Origin of the sequence: Nocardia seriolae NBRC 15557 (assembly GCF_007990715.1) — a bacterium.
Classification (GTDB): Bacteria; Actinomycetota; Actinomycetes; order Mycobacteriales; family Mycobacteriaceae; genus Nocardia; species Nocardia seriolae.
The window spans coordinates 85651-107186 of record NZ_BJWY01000001.1 but is presented as its reverse complement, the minus strand read 5'-3'; the positions used below and the strand labels follow the sequence as shown (position 1 = coordinate 107186).

Annotated in this window: 1 protein-coding gene (running past one end of the window); it reads left to right on the top strand. The window is 70.0% G+C overall.

Features of this window, described 5'->3' with window-relative positions; genetic code table 11:
* Positions 1–21536, top strand: partial view of a non-ribosomal peptide synthase/polyketide synthase gene (locus NS2_RS00450; RefSeq protein ID WP_147207044.1) — the 3' portion only. The gene continues 22843 nt to the left of window position 1, outside the view; the window shows 21536 of its 44379 coding nt (coding positions 22844–44379); its start codon lies beyond the left edge, outside the window; its stop codon occupies positions 21534–21536.

The following is a 21536-nucleotide window of genomic DNA, read 5'->3' as shown; positions in this document are numbered from 1 at the left end:
CGCTGACCTCCGGTGAGGATCTGCCGATCAACACCGCGCAGGTGCGCATCGACCTGCTGGATCTCGCCAGCTACTCGGCCAAGCCGATCACCGACGCGGATCGCCGTGCCCCGCTGCGGGATTCGAACACCGCCTACGTCATCTTCACTTCCGGTTCGACCGGTCGGCCCAAGGGCGTGGCGGTGCCGCACGCGGCCATTGTCAACCGCCTGCTGTGGATGCAGTCCGAATACGGTCTGACCGCTGACGATGTGGTGATCCAGAAGACCCCGGCCACCTTCGACGTGTCGGTGTGGGAGTTCTTCTGGCCGTTGCAGATCGGCGCGAAGCTGGTCGTCGCCAAGCCCGAGGGCCACCGCGACCCGTCCTACCTCGCCGATCTCATTGCCCGCGAGGGCGTCACGGTCAGCCACTTCGTGCCGTCCATGCTCGCGGTGTTCGTCGCCGAGGAAGCCGCCGCGCGCTGCACCAGCCTGCGCATGGTCTTCGCCTCCGGTGAAGCGCTGTCGCCCAAGCCCTCGCACAAGCTGCGCGAACTGACCGGGGCCGAGCTGCACAACCTGTACGGCCCCACCGAGGCCGCCGTCGACGTCACCTACCACCAGGTCGTGGACGCCGACGTGGACTCGGTGCCGATCGGCCGCCCGGTGTTCAACACCCAGGTGTACGTGCTGGATTCGCGACTGCGGCCGGTGCCGGTCGGCGTCGCGGGTGAGCTGTACCTGGCGGGCGTCCAGCTGGCGCGCGGCTATGTCGGGCGACCGGACCTGTCCTCGGATCGCTTCGTGGCCAACCCCTTCGGGGACTCCGAGCGCATGTACCGCACCGGTGACCTCGTCACCTGGACCGCGGACGGCGAGATCGAGTACATCGGCCGCACCGACTTCCAGGTGAAGCTGCGCGGTCTGCGCATCGAGCTCGGCGAGATCGAATCCGCGCTCACCGCACTGGATTCCATCGCGCAGTCGGTGGTCGTGGTGCGCCACGACCCGCACGCCGGTGATCAGCTGGTCGGCTACGTCATTCCGGCCGCGGGCCACACCGTGGACGTGGAGAAGGTGCGCGCCGAGATCGGCGAGAGCGTGCCGTCGTACATGGTGCCGTCGATCCTGATGGTGCTGGACGAATTCCCGCTCAACGCCTCCGGCAAGCTGGACCGCAAGGCGCTGCCCGCACCGGTGTTCGAGGCCGCGGTGTTCCGCGCCCCGACCACCCCGGTCGAGCAGATCGTGGCCGGTGTGTTCGCCGAGATCCTCGGACTGGACCGGGTCGGCCTGGACGACGACTTCTTCGCGCTCGGCGGCAACTCGCTCATCGCCACCCAGGTGGCGGCGCGACTGTCCGCGGCGCTGGACGCCCAGCTGGGTGTCCGCGAGATCTTCGAGGCCTCGACCGTGGCCGCGCTCGCGGCGCGGGCCGAAACCCATTCCGGCGCGGGCACCCGCCAACCGCTGGTGGCGCAGGACCGGCCGGAGCGGCTGCCGCTGTCGCTGGCCCAGCAGCGCATGTGGTTCCTCAACCGGTTCGATCCCGAATCGGCCGTGGACAACATCCCGGCGGCCGTGCGCCTGTCGGGTCTGGTGGACCGCCAGGCCCTGCAGATCGCCGTCGCCGACGTGCTGGCGCGGCACGAGTCGCTGCGCACCCGCTACCCCGAGATCGACGGGCAGGCGTTCCAGGAGATCGTGCCCACCGGGCAGGTCATCCCGGACCTGACCCCGGTCGAGGTCACCGAAGCCCAGCTGCCGCAGGCGCTTTCGGAGCTGGTGCTGACCGGCTTCGACGTCACCGTGGACGTGCCCTTCCGGGCCCGGCTGTTCGAGATCAGCCCCACCGAGCACGTGCTCGCGCTGGTGGTGCACCACATCTCGGCCGACGGCTTCTCCATGGGCCCGCTCACCCGGGACGTCATGACCGCCTACGGCGCTCGCGTCGAGGGCGGCGAACCGGGCTGGCAGGCACTCGATGTCCAGTACGCCGACTACGCGCTGTGGCAGCGCGCGGTGCTGGGTGACGAGCGCGACGCCGAATCGGTGATCTCGCAGCAGATCTCGTACTGGCGCGACTCGCTGGCCGGGCTGCCCGACCAGCTGGACCTGCCCGCGGATCGGCCGCGTCCGGCCGTGGCCACCGGCCACGGTGCCACCCACGTCTTCACCATCGACGCCGAAACCCATGCCAAGCTGGCCGAACTCGCGCGCACCCGCGGCGCGACCCTGTTCATGGTCATGCATTCCGCACTGGCCGTGCTGCTGTCGCGCCTGTCGGGCGAGCAGGACATCGCCATCGGCACCCCGGTCGCCGGTCGTGGTGAACGCGCCCTCGACGACCTGATCGGCATGTTCGTCAACACCCTGGTGCTGCGCACCGAGGTCGACGGGGGCCGCGGCTTCACCGAACTCCTGGACGCGGTGCGCGGCACCGACATTCAGGCCTTCGGCCACGCCGACCTGCCCTTCGAGCGCCTGGTCGAGATCCTCAACCCGGTCCGCTCGCAGGCCCGGCACCCGCTGTTCCAGGTCATGCTGTCGTTCCAGAACACCGGCATCACCGAACTGGAACTGCCCGGCCTGACCGTCAGCGCGGTCGAGCTGCCCATCGACACCGCCAAGTTCGACCTCCAGCTGGTGCTGACCGAGCAGGTCGGCGCGGGCCAGGGCAACGGCCACGGTGCGACCCCGGCCGGTATCACCGCCGAATTGATCTATGCGACGGACCTTTTCGACGCATCGACCATGACCGCCTTCGGTGAGCGCTTCGCCCGCCTGCTGGCGGCCATCGCGGCCCGTCCGGAACTGCCGGTCGGCGATATCGACCTGCTCGATCCCGCCGAGCGCGCGCTGGTCCGGTTCACCTGGAACCGCACCGCCGGTTCGGTGAGCGACCTGCTCGCCGAGCGCACCGGCGCGGTGCTCGCCGACGACGCCTCGCTGGGCTGGGCCGATGTGCCCGAACAGCGACTGGCCGATGCGCTGCACCTGGCCTCCGGCGATGCCGCGGACACCCTGCTCACCCAGTTCGAGGCGCATGCCGCACGCACGCCTGAAGCGATCGCGCTCAGCTCCGACGGCCACGCCCATACCTCCCAACGGGCTGCTCTGTCCTACGGCGAGTTCGCGTCTCGCGTGCACAAGCTGGCCCGCCACCTGATCGCGCAGGGCGTCGGCCCGGACACGCTGGTGGCCCTGGGCATCCGCCGCTCCACCGACCTGGTGGTGGCGATGTACGCGGTGCTGGCCGCCGGTGGCGCGTACGTGCCGCTGGATCTGGACCAGCCCGCCGACCGCATCGACTATGTGCTGGAGACGGCGCAGCCGGTGGCCGTGCTGACCACCACGCGCGACGGTTTCGGCTACGACGCCGCGTCGGTACTGGTCGTCGACGCACTCGACGCGGAGCTCGCGGACTACTCCGACGCGCCGCTGACGGATGCGGATCGGCTTGCCCCGCTGCGGTCTTCGAACGCCGCTTACGTCATCTTCACCTCGGGTTCGACCGGTCGCCCGAAGGGCGTGGCGGTGCCGCACGCGGCGGCCGTCAACCAGATCGCGTGGATCACTTCGGAATACGGCCTCTCGGCCGATGACGTGGTGCTGCTGAAGACGCCGCAGACCTTCGACGTGTCGGTGTGGGAGCTGTTCGGCACGCTGGCCGTCGGTGCACGCATGGTCGTGGCCACTCCGGACGGACATCGGGATCCGCAGTACCTGGCGGATGTCATTGCCGCCGAGGGCGTCACCATCACTTCGTTCGTGCCGTCCATGCTCAGCGTGTTCGCGAGCGGCGCGGCAGCGGAACAGCTGTCCTCGTTGCGGGCGCTGCTGATCGCCGGTGAGGCGTTCACCTCCGACGTGGTGCGTGCCTTCCGCAAGGTCAGCTCGGCCGAGCTGCACAACCTGTACGGCCCGACCGAGTTCACCGTGCACGCCACCTACGCGCCGGTCTCCGACGACGTGCAGGGCGCGGTTCCGATCGGTCGCCCGGTATGGAACGCCCAGGCGTACGTGCTGGATTCGCGTCTGCACCCGGTTGCCCCGGGTGTCGCGGGTGAGCTGTACCTCGCGGGCAGCCAGCTGGCGCGCGGTTACGTCGGCCGCGCCGACCTGACCGCGGATCGCTTCGTGGCCAACCCCTTCGGCCCCGGCGAGCGCATGTACCGCACCGGCGACCTGGTGCGCTGGAACAGCGACGGCTCCGTCACCTACCTGGGCCGTACCGACTTCCAGGTGAAGTTGCGTGGTCTGCGCATCGAGCTCGGTGAGATCGAATCCGCGCTGACCGCACACGCTTCCGTGGCGCAGGCGGTCGTGGTGATGAACTCCGACCCGCGCACCGGCGACCGGCTCGTCGGCTACGTGGTGCCCGCCGCAGGTGCCATCGACCTGGACGCGCTGCGTGAGCACCTGCACGCGCAGCTGCCGTCCTACATGGTCCCGGCGGCCTTGGTGTCGCTGGATGTCATGCCGCTCAACGCCAATGGCAAGCTCGACCGCCGGGCCCTGCCCGAGCCGGAGTTCGAGGCGCGCGAATTCCGCGCTCCAAGGACCAAGGTTGAACTGACAGTCGCCGACGTCTTCGCCGAGGTTCTCGGCACCGACGCCGCCATCGGCCTCGACGACGACTTCTTCGAGCTGGGCGGCAACTCGCTCATCGCCACCCAGGTGGTCGCCCGCCTGGGCGCGGCCCTGGACACCCGCATCCCGGTGCGCGTGCTGTTCGAGGCCCCGACCGTGGCCGGACTGGCCGCGCGTCTGGAGACCGAGTCCCGCACCGGCCGCCGCCCCGCCCTGGTGGCGGGGGAGCGGCCCGACGAGATCCCGCTGTCGCTGGCTCAGCAGCGCATGTGGTTCCTCAACCGCTTCGACACCGCCTCGGCCGTCAACAACATCCCCCTCGCGGTCCGCCTCACCGGCGACCTCGACGTGGACGCCCTGCTGGCCGCCGTCGGCGACGTGCTGGAACGGCACGAGGTGCTGCGCACCATCTACCCGGAGAACGCCGAAGGCCGTGGCGTGCAGGTCATCCTGCCCGCCGACCAGGTCCGCCTGGACTCGGCCGCCAACGCCGGCATCTTCGGCGGCGGCACCGGGCTGGCCCCGATCGCGGTGGCCGAGGCCCAGCTGCGCGAGCGCATTGCCGAACTGGTGCTCACCGGCTTCGACGTGACCGCCTCCGCGCCGGTGCGCGCCGGGCTGTTCCGCGTCAGCGACGCCGCCGCGCCCACCCACGTCCTGGTCTTCGTGGTGCACCACATCTCCGGTGACGGCTGGTCGGTGCGCCCGCTCGCCCGCGACGTCATGGTCGCCTACGCGGCCCGCGCCAATGGTGAAGCGCCGCAGTGGGCTCCGCTGCCGGTGCAGTACGCCGACTTCGCGCTGTGGCAGCGCGAGACCCTCGGCGACGAGAACGACGCCGACTCGCTGATCTCCCAGCAGGTCTCCTACTGGAGCAGCGAACTGGCGGGCCTGCCCGACCAGATCGACCTGCCCTCGGACCGCCCGCGCCCCGCGGTCGCGTCCAATGCCGGTGGCGTGCACGAGTTCTCGATCGACTCCGACCTGCTGGCCGGACTGCACGGCCTGGCTCGTGAGCACGGCGCGTCGCTGTTCATGGTCGTGCACGCGGCCTTCGCGGCCCTGCTGGCGCGACTGTCCAACGGCGACGACATCGCCATCGGCACCGCGGTCGCCGGTCGTGGCGAGCAGGAGATCGACGACGCCATCGGCATGTTCGTCAATACCCTGGTGCTGCGCACGGCCGTCGGCTCCGGCGAGACCTTCACCGAGCTGCTGGCCCGCACCAAGGACACCGACCTGGCCGCCTTCGGCCACGCCGACCTGCCCTTCGAGCGCCTGGTGGAGATCCTCAACCCGGCCCGCTCGCAGGCCCGGCACCCGCTGTTCCAGGTCATGCTGTCGTTCCAGAACACCGGCCCGGCGACCTTCGCCCTGCCCGGACTGGAAGTGGCGGGCGTGCCCCTGGACGTGGTCACCGCCAAGTTCGACCTGCACCTCAACCTCACCGAGCACGCCGACGGCAACGGCATGACCGCTGAATTCGCCTACGCCACCGACATGTTCGACGCGGGCACCATCGCCGGGTTCGGCGAGCGCCTGGTGCGGATGCTGTCGGCCGTGGTCGCGACCCCGGCCGCGCTGATCGGTGACATCGAGCTGCTCGACGCCGCCGAGCGCCGCCAGGTGCTGCGCGGCTGGAACGCCACCGAATACGACGTCAAGCGGGTCGCGCTGGGCGGCAAGAAGATCGCCGCCGAGGTCACCCTGGCCTCCATGTTCGAGGCGCAGGCCAAGCAGACTCCGGGCCTGACCGCGCTCGTGTTCGAGGGCACGGAACTGTCCTACGGCGAGTTCGCCTCGCGCGCTCGTCAGCTGGCCCGCCACCTCATCTCCGAGGGCGTCGGACCGGACTCCTATGTGGCCCTGGGTATGCGCCGCTCCTTCGAGCTGCTGGTCGGCATGTACGCCGTCACGCTCGCCGGTGGCGCGTACGTGCCGCTGGACCCGGACCACCCGGCCGAGCGCAACCAGTACGTGCTCGATATCGCCGAGCCGGTGTGCGTGCTCAGCACGACCCGGGACGGTTTCGAAACCACCACGCGCACACTGCTGATCGATGAGCTGGAGCTGTCGGGCTACTCCGACGCCCCGATCACCGACGCGGACCGCGTGGCCCCGCTGCGCGGCGACAACACCGCGTACGTGATCTTCACGTCGGGTTCGACCGGCCGCCCGAAGGGCGTGGCGGTGAGCCACAGCGCCATCGTCAACCGCCTGGTCTGGATGCAGACCGAGTACGGGCTGTTCGACGACGATGTGGTGCTCCAGAAGACCCCGGCCACCTTCGACGTGTCGGTGTGGGAGTTCTTCTGGCCCTTGCAGATCGGCGCGCGCCTGGTCATCGCCAAGCCGGACGGCCACCGCGACCCGGCCTACCTGGCCGAGCTGATCATCGAGAACGGTGTCACCACCGCGCACTTCGTGCCGTCGATGATGTCGGTGTTCGTCGCGGAGGAGAAGGCGGCCGAATGCACCTCGCTGCAGCAGGTCTTCGCCTCCGGTGAGGCGCTGCCCGCGCCGACCGCGCAGAAGCTGCGCGAGCTGACCGGGGCCCGCCTGCACAACCTGTACGGCCCCACCGAGGCCGCGGTCGACGTCACCTACCACGAGGTCGAGGACACCGACGTGCTGTCGGTGCCGATCGGCGCGCCGGTCTTCAACACCCTTGTGTACGTGCTGGATTCGCGTCTGCACCCGGTCGCCCCGGGTGTCGCGGGTGAGCTGTACCTGGCGGGCGTCCAGCTGGCGCGCGGCTATGTCGCGCGGCCGGATCTGACCGCCGACCGCTTCGTCGCGGACCCGTTCCACGACGGTCAGCGCATGTACCGCACCGGTGACCTCGTGAAGTGGACCGGCCGTGGCGAGATCGAATACCTGGGCCGCACCGACTTCCAGGTGAAGCTGCGTGGCTTGCGTATCGAGCTCGGCGAGATCGAGTCCGCGCTCACGGCAATCGATGCCATCGCCCAGTCGGTGGTCGTGGTCCGCAGCGACGAGCGCCTCGGCGAACAGCTGGTCGGCTACGTCATCCCGACCGCCGGACACGGCATCGACGTCGAGGCCGTGCGCGCCGAACTCCAGGACGGCCTGCCCGGCTACATGGTCCCGACCGCCTTCGTGGTGCTGGACGCCTTCCCGCTCAATGCCTCCGGCAAGCTGGATCGCAAGCAGCTGCCCGCGCCGGTGTTCGAGGCCAAGGTCTTCCGCGCCCCGTCCACCCCGATCGAGGAGATCGTGGCGGGCACCTTCTCCGACGTCCTCGGCGTCGGCCGGGTCGGCCTCGACGACGACTTCTTCGAGCTCGGCGGCAACTCGCTGATCGCCACCCAGGTCACCGCCCGCCTCGGTGCGGCCCTGGACACCCCGCTCGCGGTGCGCGATCTGTTCGAAGCGTCCACCGTCGCGGCGCTGGCCGCCCGCGTGGAACGCAATGCCGGTTCGGGACGTCGTCCCAGCCTGGTGGCCGGTGAGCGGCCCGCGCAGCTGCCGCTGTCCCCGGCGCAGCAGCGCTACTGGTTCCTCAACCAGTTCGACACCAGCACTTCGGCGGTCGACAACATCCCGCTGGCGGTGCGCTTCACCGGCGCGCTGGACCTGTACGCCATGCAGCAGGCCATAGGCGATGTGATCGCGCGTCACGAGGTGCTGCGCACGGTCTACCCGCGCTCGGCCGACGGGCCGCACCAGGTGGTGCTGTCCACCGCGCAGACCGATCTGACGCTGGTGCCGGAGGCGGTGACCGAGGCCGAACTGCTCGGCAAGATCATCGAATTCGCCATGACCACCTTCGACGTCACCGTCGAGGTGCCGCTGGCGGTGAAGATGTTCGCCATCACCGACAGCGCTGTATCAATTGACGGCTCGGCCGTCGCAACCCAGCACGTGCTGGCTTTCACCGTTCACCACGTCTCCGCCGACGGCTCCTCCATGGGCCCGATGGCGCGCGACATCATGGCCGCCTACGTGGCCCGCGTGAACGGCGATGTCCCGCAGTGGACCCCGCTGCCGGTGCAGTACGCCGACTACGCGCTGTGGCAGCGCGCGGTACTGGGCACCGAGGACGACGCGGAATCGCTGTCGGCCAAACAGGTCTCGTACTGGACCCGCGCCCTGGCCGGGCTGCCCGACCAGCTGGAGCTGCCCACCGACCGGCCGCGTCCGCCGGCGCAGTCGTTCCACGGCAAGGCGCTGCGCTTCGATATCGACGCCGAGCGCCACGCCAAGCTGCACGAGCTGGCGCGGGCCAATAACGCCTCGCTGTTCATGGTCGTGCACGCCGCCCTCGCGGTGCTGCTGGCCCGCCTGTCGGGCACCGACGACATCGCGGTCGGCACCCCGATCGCGGGCCGCGGCGAACGCGAACTCGACGACCTGATCGGCATGTTCGTCAACACCCTGGTGTTCCGCACCCAGGTCGACGGCAACGACACCTTCGCCGAACTGCTCTCCGAGGTCCGCGAACGCGACCTGGAAGCCTTCGCCAACGCCGAAGTGCCGTTCGAGCGCCTCGTCGAGGTGCTCAACCCGGTCCGCTCCACCGCGCGCAACCCGCTGTTCCAGGTGGGCCTGTCGTTCCAGAACCTGGCCGAGACCGCCTTCCAGCTGCCCGGCCTGCACGTGGCCGCGGTCGAATTCGACTCGCAGCTGGCCAAGACCGATCTGCACGTCACGCTCTACGACCGGTACACCGAGGACGGCACCCCGGCCGAGATCCTCACCGAATTCGGTTACGCCACCGACCTGTTCGACGAATCGACCGTGCGGTCCTTCGCCGACCGGTTCGTGCGCGTGCTGGACGCCATCCTGGCCGACACCTCGGTGCCGGTCGGCGATCTCGACCTGCTCGACGAGGATGAGCACGCGCGAATCCTGAAGCGGTGGAACAACACCGCGCAGGATGTCGACAACGTGTTCCCGGGTGCGTCCGAGGCCACGCTGATCTCGCTGCTGGACAAGGCTGTCGCCGACGACCCGAAGGCCGTGGCCATCGTGGCCGACACCGCCGACGGCGCGGAGAATGTGACCTACGCCGAGCTCGACGCCCGCGTGAACCGGCTCGCCCACGAGCTCATCGCGCGCGGCATCGGCACCGAAGACCGTGTGGCGCTGGCCATCCGGCGCTCCACCGACCTGGTCGTCGCCATGTACGCGGTCGCCAAGGCCGGTGCCGCGTACGTGCCGATCGATCCGGATCAGCCCGCCGAGCGCGTCGGCTACATCCTGGAGACCTCGGCTCCCAAGGCCGTACTCACCACGGCGGCAGTCGGTTTCGAGACCGAACTGGCCGAGGTGCTGACCATCGACGAGCTGGACCTGTCGGGCCACTCGCCGAAGCCGGTCACCGATGCGGAGCGGGTGCGCGCGCTGACCGCCGCCAATACCGCCTACATCATCTTCACCTCCGGTTCCACCGGCCGCCCCAAGGGTGTGGCGCTGCCGCACGGCGCGGTCGTGAACCAGTTGCTGTGGAAGGTCACCGAATTCGGGCTCGACCCGGCCGACGCGGTGCTGCTCAAGACCGCCGCCACCTTCGACCTCTCGGTCTGGGAGTTCTGGGCGGCCGCGGCCTGCGGTGGCCGCATGGTCATCGCCGCGCCCGACGGGCACAAGGATCCGGCCTACCTCAACGAGCTCATGGCGCGGGAATGGGTGACCACCCTGCACGTGGTGCCGTCGATGCTGGACGCGCTGCTCACCGACGGGCTGCCGGATTCGCTGTGGCGCATCCTCGCCATCGGTGAGGCGCTGCCCGGACCGCTGGCGCAGCGCGTGCTGCGGGAGCGGCCGCGCACCGAGCTGTTCAACCTGTACGGCCCGACCGAGGCCGCGGTGTCCATCACCAACCACCGGGTCACCGAGCGCGACGAGCTGTCGGTGTCCATCGGCTCGCCCGAATGGAATTCCCAGGTGTACGTGCTGGATTCGCGTCTGCGGCCGGTGCCGGTGGGCGTGTCCGGCGAGCTGTACCTGGCCGGTGCGCAGCTGGCGCGCGGCTACTACGGCAGCCCGGACCTGACCGCGGACCGCTTCGTGGCGAATCCGTTCGACGGCAACGGCTCCCGCATGTACCGCACCGGTGACCTGGTGGCCTGGCAGGCAAACGGGGAGCTGGAATACCGGGGCCGCACCGACTTCCAGGTGAAGATCCGCGGTTTCCGCATCGAGCTCGGCGATATCGAATCCGCGCTGCTGCGCGTGGATTCGATCGCCTCGGCCGCCGTGGTCGCGCACACCGACCCGGTGCTGGGCGACCGCCTGGTGGCCTACGTGGTCGGCACCGACGGCGAGCCGGACAAGGCACAGTTGCAGTCGGCGCTGGCCGCCGAGCTGCCGTCGTACATGATCCCGTCGGTCTTCATGCCGCTGAACGCGTTGCCGCTCAACGCCAACGGCAAGCTCGACCGCAAGGAACTGCCCGAGCCCACCTTCGAGAAGGCGGTCTTCCGCGCGCCCGTCAGACCGATCGAGCAGATCGTGGCGGGCGTGTTCGCCGACGTGCTGCGCGTCGAAGCCGGGCGCATCGGCCTGGACGACGACTTCTTCCAGTGGGGCGGCAACTCGCTGCTGGCCACCCAGGTCGCCGCGCGCCTCGGCGAGGCGCTCAACACCCGGGTGCCGGTGCGACTGCTGTTCGAGGCGTCCACCGTGTCCGCGCTCGCGGCCCGCGTGGAACGCGACGCCGGGGCCGGTGGCCGCAAGGCGCTGACCGCCGGACCGCGACCGGAGAACATTCCGCTCTCGCTGGCCCAGCAGCGCATGTGGTTCCTCAACCGCTTCGACACCGCCTCGGCCGCCTACAACGTGCCGGTCGCGGTGCGGCTGTCCGGGCTGCTCGACGAGGACGCGCTGCGCGCGGCCATCGCCGATGTGGTTGCCCGCCACGAGATCCTGCGGACCATCTACCCGCAGACCGAGGACGGTCCGGTGCAGGTCATCCTGCTGCCGGCGCAGGCCGTGCCCGAGCTCGAGGTGCGCACCGTGAGCTCGGACGAGGTCGTGGGCGCGGTGGTCGAGCTGACCTCCACCGCCTTCGACGTCACCGCCGAGGTGCCGATCAAGGTGGCGCTGTTCAAGATCGAGGGCAGCGAAGTGGCTCCGGCCGCCGCGCCGTCGGAGGCCGCGGCGCACGCGGCGGCCTACACCTTCGACTTCGCCGATATCGCGCCCACCGGGCAGTACCCGGCCGTGGACCCGAACGCGCCCGCGCCCGCGGAATACGTGCTGGCGCTGGTGATTCACCACATCTCCGGTGACGGTTCCTCGGTGGCCCCGCTGACCCGGGACCTGATGACCGCCTACGCGGCGCGCTCCATCAAGCAGGCCCCGGGCTGGACGCCGCTGGCGGTGCAATACGCGGACTACTCCGTGTGGCAGCGCGAACTGCTGGGTGACGAGAACGACGCGGAATCGCTGGCCGCCAAGCAGGTCGCGTACTGGAAGCAGGCCCTCGCCGGTCTGCCCGATCAGCTGGATCTCCCGGCCGACCGGCCGCGTCCGGCGGTGCAGTCCTTCGCGGGCGGCAAGATCGACGTCCGCATCGACGCCGAGCTGCACGCGGGGCTGGTGGAACTGGCCCGCGCCGAGGGCGCGACGCTGTTCATGGTCGTGCACACCGCGCTCGCGGTGCTGCTGTCGCGACTGTCGGGCTCCGACGACATCGCCATCGGCACCCCGATGGCCGGTCGTGGTGAGGCCGTCCTGGACGACCTGATCGGTATGTTCGTGAACACCTTGGTGTTCCGCACGCTGGTCGACGGCGGCGAGCCGTTCGCCGAGCTGCTCTCGCGTCAGCGCGAGACCGACATCCAGGCCTACGCCAATGCCGACGTGCCGTTCGAGCGCCTCGTCGAGGTGCTCAACCCGGCCCGTTCGACCGCGCGGCACCCGCTGTTTCAGGTGGGTCTGTCCTTCCAGAACCTGACCCGCTCCACCCTGGAACTGCCGGGGCTGAGCGTGGCCGGGCTCGACGTGGACACCGAGCTGTCGCAGTTCGACCTGCACCTCATCGTCTCCGACATCTACGGCGAAGACGGTGCGGCACAGGGCATCACGGGCATCCTGACCTACGCCACCGATATCTTCGACCGCGCCACGGTGGACGGGTTCGCGCAGCGGTTCGTGCACCTGCTGCGCGAGATCGTGGTCGCGCCGCGCACCGCGGTCGGCGAGATCGAACTCCTCGCCGCCGCCGAGCGGGCCGAGATCCTCGATGCGCGCAACAACACCGCGCACCAGGTGGATTCGGCCGCGACGCTGGTCTCGATGCTGAACGCGACGGTGGCCGCCAAGCCGACCGCCATCGCGCTGATCGGGCCCGACGGCGAGACCGTGACCTACGCCGAACTCGGCGCGCGGGTCAACGGCCTTGCCCGGCACCTGATTTCGCTCGGTGTCGGCCCGGAGGCGCGGGTCGCGCTGGCGCTGCGGCGCTCGGTCGACCTGGTCGTGGGCATGTACGCGGTCTCGGTCGCCGGTGGCGCGTACGTGCCGGTGGATCCGGACCAGCCCGCCGAGCGGACCGGGTACATCCTGGAAACCGCCGCGCCGGTGTGCGTGCTGACCAACGCGGCCGCCGAATTCTCGACCGACATCGCGCCGCTGTTCTACATGGATCGCGAAGCGATTCCGTTGGGGGTGGCGGCGGGGCGACGGGAGGGCGATGAACTGACGCTGTCGAACTCGGCACCGGTCACCGATGCCGAGCGGGTCGCACCGCTGCGGCCGGTGAACACCGCCTACGTCATCTTCACCTCCGGTTCCACCGGTCGGCCCAAGGGCGTGGCGCTGCCGCACGCTGCCATCGCCAACCAGTTGCAGTGGAAGAGCGCGGAATTCGGGCTCGGCGCGGATGACGCGGTGCTGCTCAAGACCGCCGCCACCTTCGACCTGTCGGTGTGGGAGTTCTGGTCGGCCGCCGTGTCCGGCGGACGACTGGTGATCGCCGCTGCCGACGGGCACCGGGATCCGGCGTACCTCAACGAGCTGATGGCCCGCGAGCGGGTCACCACGCTGCACGTGGTGCCGTCCATGCTGGACGGGCTGGTCACGGCCGCCGATGGGGCGCTCAATGATTCGCTGCGCCGGGTGCTGGCCATCGGTGAGGCGCTGCCCGCCGCGGTGGCCCAGCGCTTCCGCGCGGCCAACCCGGACGCGGCGCTGTTCAACCTGTACGGCCCGACCGAGGCGGCGGTGTCCATCACCACGCACCTGGTCACCGATGCCGGCACCGGCTCGGTCTCCATCGGTGTGCCGGAATGGAATTCGCGGGTCTACGTGCTCGACGCGCGCCTGAACCCGGTGCCCGACGGCGTCTCCGGTGAGCTGTACCTCGCCGGTGCGCAGCTGGCGCGCGGCTACTTCGCGCGACCGGACCTGAGCGCGGATCGCTTCGTCGCGAACCCGTTCACGGTCGGCGAGCGCATGTACCGCACCGGTGACCTCGTCGCCTGGTCGGCCGACGAAGCGCGGGGAGGCGGAGCGGAGCTGGAGTACCGGGGCCGCACCGACTTCCAGGTGAAGATCCGCGGCTTCCGTATCGAGCTCGGTGAGATCGAGGCGGCGCTGCTGGCGCTGCCGGAGGTCGCGCAGACCGCGGTGCTGGCCAAGCAGGACGCCAAGACCGGTGACCGGCTCGTCGCCTACCTGGTGCCCTCGGGCTCGGGTGTGGATGTGCCGCTGGTGAAGTCGGCGCTGAGCGCCGGGCTGCCGTCGTACATGGTGCCGTCGGCGTTCGTGGTCCTGGATGCTCTGCCGCTCAATGTGAACGGCAAGCTGGACCGGAAGGCGTTGCCGGAGCCCGAGTTCGAGACCACCGCCTTCCGCGCGCCGTCGACCCCGATCGAGGAGATCGTCGCGGGCGTCATCGCGGAGGTCCTCGGTATCGAGCGGGTCGGCGCGGATGACGACTTCTTCGCCCTCGGCGGCAACTCGCTGCTCGCCACCCAGGTCGCCGCGCGCATCGGCGCGGCCCTGGACGCGCGGGTGCCGGTGCGCGCCGTGTTCGAGGCGTCGACCGTGGCGGGTCTGGCCGCCAAGGTCGAGCAGCACGCCGGTGCGGGAGATCGCAAGGCGCTCACCGCCGGACCGCGACCGGAGAGCGTGCCGCTGTCGCTGGCTCAGCAGCGCATGTGGTTCCTCAACCAGTTCGACACCGCCTCGGCCGCCTACAACGTCCCCGTGGCGGTGCGGTTGACCGGTGCGCTGGATGTGGCGGCGCTGGGCGAGGCGGTCACCGACGTGATCGGCCGCCACGAGACGCTGCGGACCATCTACCCGCAGGTCAACGGTGCCGCGACGCAGGTGATCGTGCCTGTCGCGCAGGCGGTTCCGGACATGCGGCCGGTCGTCGTCTCCGCCGAGTCGGTGACCGAGCGCATTGCCGCGGTCATCACCACCGGTTTCGACGTCACCAACGAAGTTCCGGTGCACGCCAAGCTGTTCCGCGTGGAGGGCACCACGGAGTCCATTGACGGCACCGCCGTCGAACACGTCCTCGTGTTCGTCACCCACCACATCGCCGCCGACGGCTGGTCCATGGGCCCGCTCACCCGCGACGTCATGGTGGCCTACGCCGCCCGTGCCGCCGGTGTCGCGCCCGGCTGGGCCCCGCTGCCGGTGCAGTACGCGGACTTCTCGCTGTGGCAGCGCGAGCTGCTCGGCGCGGAGGACGACGCCACCAGTCTCATTTCGGCGCAGGCCGCCTACTGGCGCACCGCGCTCGACGGGCTGCCCGACGAGCTGAACCTGCCCGCGGATCGGCCGCGCCCGAATGTGCAGTCCTTCCAGGGCGGCCGGGTGCTGTTCCCGATCGGCAACGATCTGCACCGCGGACTCCAGCAGATCGCGCGCACCAACAACGCGACCATGTTCATGGTCGTGCACACGGCGCTCGCGGTATTCCTGGCGCGACTGTCCGGCACCACCGACATCGCCATCGGCGCGCCCATCGCGGGCCGCGGCGAGGCCGAGCTGGACAACCTGATCGGCATGTTCGTGAACACCCTGGTGCTGCGCACCGAGGTGACCGGACGCGACAGCTTCACCGAACTGCTGGCCAAGGCCAAGGACGGCGATCTGCAAGCCTTCGCGCACGCGGACATTCCGTTCGAGCGGCTCGTGGAGATCCTCAACCCGGAGCGGTCCACCGCGCGGCACCCGCTGTTCCAGGTGGCGCTGTCGTTCGAGAACCTGCCCGAGAGCTCGTTCGAACTGCCGGGGCTGCGGGTCGCGGCGGTCGACTTCGAGAACGATGTCGCCAAGTTCGATCTACAGCTGACGCTGACCGAGGCTCCGGCCGACGCTCGTATCTCTGATGCGCAAAGCACAGGCGCGGGCATGTACGCCGAATTCGGCTTCGCCCGCGACCTGTTCGACCAGGCCACCGTGGAGGGCTTCGCCCAGCGGTTCCTGCGACTGCTCGGCGAGATCGTCTCCGCGCCGCGCACCGCGGTCGGCGACCTGGAGATCCTGGCCGCCGACGAGCGCGCCGACCTGATCGCCCGAACCGGCGGTCCGGCCATCACGCCGCGCACGCTGCCCGAGCTGCTGGCCGACGCCGTCGCCAACAACCCGGTCGGCGAGGCGGTCGTCTTCGACGGGCAGGGTCTGGGCTACGCCGAACTCGACGCGGCTTCCTCGCGTCTGGCGCGCATGCTCATGGAGCGCGGTGCCGGGCCGGAAACCCGTGTCGCCGTCGCCATCCGGCGCTCGTTCGAATCGGTGCTGGCCATCTGGGCCGTCGCCAAGTCGGGCGCGGCGTTCGTGCCGGTCGATCCGTCCTACCCGGCGGACCGCATCGCGCACATGATCGGCGACTCCGGCGCGGTGCTGGGCCTCACGGTCTCCGCCGAGCTGAACGGGCTGCCGCCGGTCGAGAGCCTGGCGGGCTGGATCACCCTCGACGATCAGATGACGCACGCCGAGATCGCCTCGCACTCGGCCGAACCCGTCACCGACGCCGAGCGGTGGGCCCCGGTCCGGCCCGAGCACGTCGCGTACGTGATCTACACCTCCGGTACCACCGGTGTGCCGAAGGGCGTCGTGGTCACCCACGCCGGTCTGGCCAACTTCGCGGTCGAGCAGGTCGTTCGGTACGGCCTGGATTCCGGCTCGCGGACACTGCATTTCGCCTCGCCGTCGTTCGACGCGTCGATCCTGGAGTTCCTGCTCGCCGTCGGCGCGGGCGGCACCATGGTGGTCGTCGCACCGGGCGTCTTCGGTGGCGCGGAACTGTCGGAACTCATGCGGCGCGAGCGGGTTTCGCACGCGTTCATCACCCCGGCCGCGCTGTCCACCTTCGATCCCAAGGGCCTGGACTCGCTGCGGGTGCTCATCGCCGGTGGTGAAGCCGTGTCGCCGGACGTGGTCGCCAAGTGGGCGGTGCCGATCGCCGAGGGAACCAAGGCCAACGGCGCGGTCCGGGCGTTCCACAACGCCTACGGTCCGACCGAGGCCACCGTCGCCACCAATATCAGTGGCACACTGGCACCGGGCGAGCCCGTCACCATCGGCGGACCCATCCGCGGCATGCGGGCCATGGTGCTCGACGCGCGGTTGCGGCCGGTGCCGGTGGGCGTCGCGGGTGAGCTCTACGTGTCCGGTATTCAGCTGGCGCGCGGCTACCACGAGCGGCCGGGGCTGAGTGCCGAGCGGTTCGTGGCCGACCCGTACGCGGCGGGCGAGCGCATGTACCGCACCGGTGACGTCGTGCGGTGGACCGCCGACGGCACGGTGGAGTACGTGGGCCGCAACGACTTCCAGGTCAAGGTGCGCGGTTTCCGCATCGAGTTGGGGGAGATCGACGCGGCACTGGTCTCGTACGAGTCCGTGGACTTCGCGGTCACCGTGGGTCACAAGACCGCGGCCGGGGCCACCGTGCTGGCGGCCTACGTGCTGCCCGCGCCGGGACAGACCATCGACACCGCCACGCTGAGCGAGCATGTCGCCGGTCGCCTGCCGGAATACATGGTGCCGTCGGCCATCACGGTCCTCGACGCGATTCCGCTGACCCCCGCGGGCAAGCTGGATCGCCGGGCGCTGCCCGAGCCGGTGTTCACCGCGCGCGACTTCCGCGCTCCGGTCACCGAAATGGAATCGGCCATCGCGGAGGTGTTCGCGGAACTGCTCGGAGTCGAGCAGGTCGGCGCGGACGACTCGTTCTTCGCGCTCGGCGGTGACTCGATCCTGTCGATTCAGCTTGTCTCGCAAGCGAAGGCGCGCGGCATTGTGTTCTCGCCGCGCGACGTGTTCGACAAGCGGACCCCGGCCGGACTGGCCGAGGTCGCCACGCTGCGCGGTGAGACCGAGCAGGAGAAGCTGGCCGAGCTGCCGGGCGGCGGTGTCGGTGACATCCCGCTGACGCCGATCATGCACGCGACGCTGTCGAGTGGTGCGCCGTTCGAACGGTTCTCGCAGACCATGCCGCTGCGACTGCCGGACGGCATCACGCGTGAGGTGCTCGTCGGGGCCATCGGTGCGCTGTTCGATCACCACGATGTGCTGCGGTCGCGACTGCGCGGGAACGCTTCGGAGGGCTTCGAGTTCGAGGTCCTGCCGCGCGGAGCCGTCGATGTCGACGCGCTCGTGCACCGGGTCGAGCTGGCCGCCGATGTCTCCGATGAGGAGCTGACCCGGGTCGGCAGCATCGAATTCGATGCCGCGCTCGGACGCCTGGATCCGGCCAATGCCGCCATGGTGCAGTTCATCTGGTTCGCCTTCGCCCCCGAGGGTTCCGACGAGGCGCGCGTCCGCCGCGACGTGCTGCTCATCGTCGCGCACCACCTGGTGGTCGACGGCGTGTCCTGGCGCATCCTGATTCCGGACCTGGGCCTGGCCTGGTCGCAGGTGGCCTTCGATCAGCCGCTCGCCCTGCCGGAAACCGGTACGTCACTGCGGCGCTGGGCGCACGCCCTGGTCGAGGAGTCGCGCAATGAGGCGCGGGTCGCGGAACTGCCGTTCTGGCAGCGGGTCACCGAGACCCCGGATCCGCTGCTCGGGTCGCGGGCCTTCGATCCCAAGGTGGATACCTTCGCCACCGTGGAGCGCATCGAGGTCAGCGTTCCGGCGTCGGTCACCGAGGCCGTGCTGACCGCGGTGCCGGGTCTGTACCGGGGCGGCGTCAATGACGGGCTGCTCTCGGCGCTGGCCATGGCCGTCGCGCGCTGGCGCGGCGAGACCGACGGTGGCTCGGCGCTGATCAAGCTCGAGGGCCACGGCCGCGAAGAGGAAATGGTTGCGGGCGCGGATCTTTCGCGCACGGTCGGCTGGTTCACCGCCGCCTTCCCGGTGCGGCTGGACCTGAATGGCGCGGATCTCACCGAGGCGTTCGCGGGCGGAAACGCCCTGGGCGACATCGTGAAATCGGTGAAGGAACAGCTGCTGGCGCTGCCCGACAAGGGTCTGGGCTGGGGTCTGCTGCGCTACCTCAACGGCGAAACCTCTTCGCAGCTGCGCGATGTCGGCCAGATCAGCTTCAACTACCTGGGCCGCATGTCGGCGGGCGAGGTGCCCGAGGGTATGGCCGAACTCGGCTGGGTGCCCGTCGACGACCTGGGCCGCCTCGATGGCGAGATGGACGCGGACATGCCCGCGAACGCCACCCTCGACATCAATGCCATCGTCACCGACGGCGAGGACGGCCCGCAGCTGGGCGCGGCGTTCTCCTACCCGCGCGGTCTGCTCGAGCGGGAACGCGTGCAGGAGTTCGCGGATCTGTTCGTGGCGGCGCTGACCGCGCTGGCCGAGCACGCCAAGCGGCCGGAGGCGGGCGGCTTCACGCCGTCCGACCTGCCGCTGGTCGAGGTCGGGCAGACCGACATCGAGGTGTGGGAGAAGGCGTACCCGGCGCTGTCGGATGTGTGGCCGCTCTCGCCGCTCCAGTCCGGTCTGCTGTTCCACGCGCTGCTCACCCAGAACACCGTGGACGTCTACACCATTCAGACCGTGCTCGACCTGAGCGGTGTGGTGGACGTGGACCGGTTGAAGGTGGCCGCGCAGGCCATCCTCGACCGGTACCCGAGCCTGCGGACCGCGTTCGTCACCGACTCCGACGGGCGCGCCCACCAGGTCGTGCTGGATCGGGTCGAGGTGCCGTTCAACCTGGTCGATCTGACGGATCTGCCGGAGGCCGAACGCAATCCGCGCATGCGGGAACTGATCGACGCCGACCGCGGCGCGCACTTCGATCTGTCCTCCGCTCCGCTCATGCGGTTCAACGTGTTCCGGATCAGCGACGAGCTGGTGCACCTGGTCATCACCACCCACCACATCCTGTTGGACGGCTGGTCGATGCCGCTGCTCATGCGGGATCTGCTGGTGCTGTACGCGGTGCGCGGCGACGTGTCCGCGCTGCCGCGGGTGGCGTCGTTCCGCAACTACCTGGCCTGGCTGGCCGGACGGAACCGGGACGAATCCCTCGAGGTGTGGAAGCGCGCCCTGACCGGGGTCAGCGAGCCCACCCAGCTCGCGCCCGCCCCGAGCCGGGACGAGAACTACGAGATCGCCCGCCACACACTCGATATCGACGCCGAACGCACCCGCGCGCTCACCAAGCGCGCCGGTGAACTCAACGTCACCCTGAACACGCTGATCCAGACCTCCTGGGCGGTGCTGATCGGACGCCTCACCGGGCGCAGCGACGTGGTGTTCGGCGCGACCGTGTCCGGTCGCCCGGGCGATCTGCCCGGCGTCGAATCCATGGTGGGCCTGTTCATCAACACGGTGCCGGTGCGCATCCGCGTCGATGACCGGCTCACCCTGGCCGGGCTGCTCCAGCGCGTCCAGGCCGATCAGGCCGAGCTGCTCGAGCACCACCACATCGGGCTCACCGAGATCCAGCGGTTGGCCGGTGCCGGAGCCGATTTCGACACCATGATGGCGTTCGAGTCCTACCCGGTCGACAAGGACGCCATTGCGGCGGCCAGCTCCATCGACGGCATGTCGGTCAGCGGTGTCGGCATCAACGACGACACCCACTACCCGATGAGCCTGGTGATCATGGCGGGCGAGTCCATCGACATCTCGATGCGCTACCTCACCAGCCGCTTCACCGCGGACGAGGTCGCCACCCTGGCCGCCCGCCTGAACCGCATCCTGGAGGCGCTGCTCGGCGATCCGGAGGGCCTGGTCGGCGACATCGATATCCTCGATGCCGGCGAACGCGCCCGCATCCTCGCCGAAAGCGCCGTCACCCCGGCCGATTCCGGCGCGGAACCCGCCCGCGTCGGCACCGCCACCGTGGCCAATGTGCTCGCCGAGGTCGTCGAAGAAGACCCGCAGGCCCCCGCCCTGCTCTCCGACGGCCAGGAGATCGCCTACCACGTCCTGGACCGCCGCAGCTCCCAGCTGGCGCGCCTGCTCATCGACCGCGGCGCGGGCCCCGGCGACATCGTCGCCGTAGCCCTCCCGCACACGGTCGACGCGGTCGTCGCCGTCTGGGCCATCCACAAGGCAGGTGCCGCGGTCCTCTTCGCCCACGGTCTCTCCTTCGGCGAAATCCTCGCCGCCGGAGCCGGTTTCGGCATCACCCAGGAACCGGCAGCCAGCAACGTCCGCTGGCTCGTCCCCTCCGATCCGAAGATCCAGGCCGACCTCGCCACCCGCCCCGCCCACCCGGTCTCCTACACCGACCGAGTCCGCCCCCTGTCCGAATCCGACCCCGCCTTCATCCACCGCACCGCCGAAACCTGGATCACCCTCACCCAATCCGAGGCCCTCGACCGCGCAGCCACCCTGCGCGCCGACCACGAAATCGACTACGAGTCGACCACGTACACCACCGCCTCCATCGGCGCGGCCGCCATCAACGAATTCCTGGCCTCCGCCACCGCCGGAGCCCTCTCCGTCCTCCCAACCGGCGACATCCCCGCCGACCTGGAAGACGGCGAGGTAACCCACTGGTTCACCACCGCAGGCGACCCCACCGATGAAGCCCCCGAAGAAGTCCGGGTGATCACCGACTGA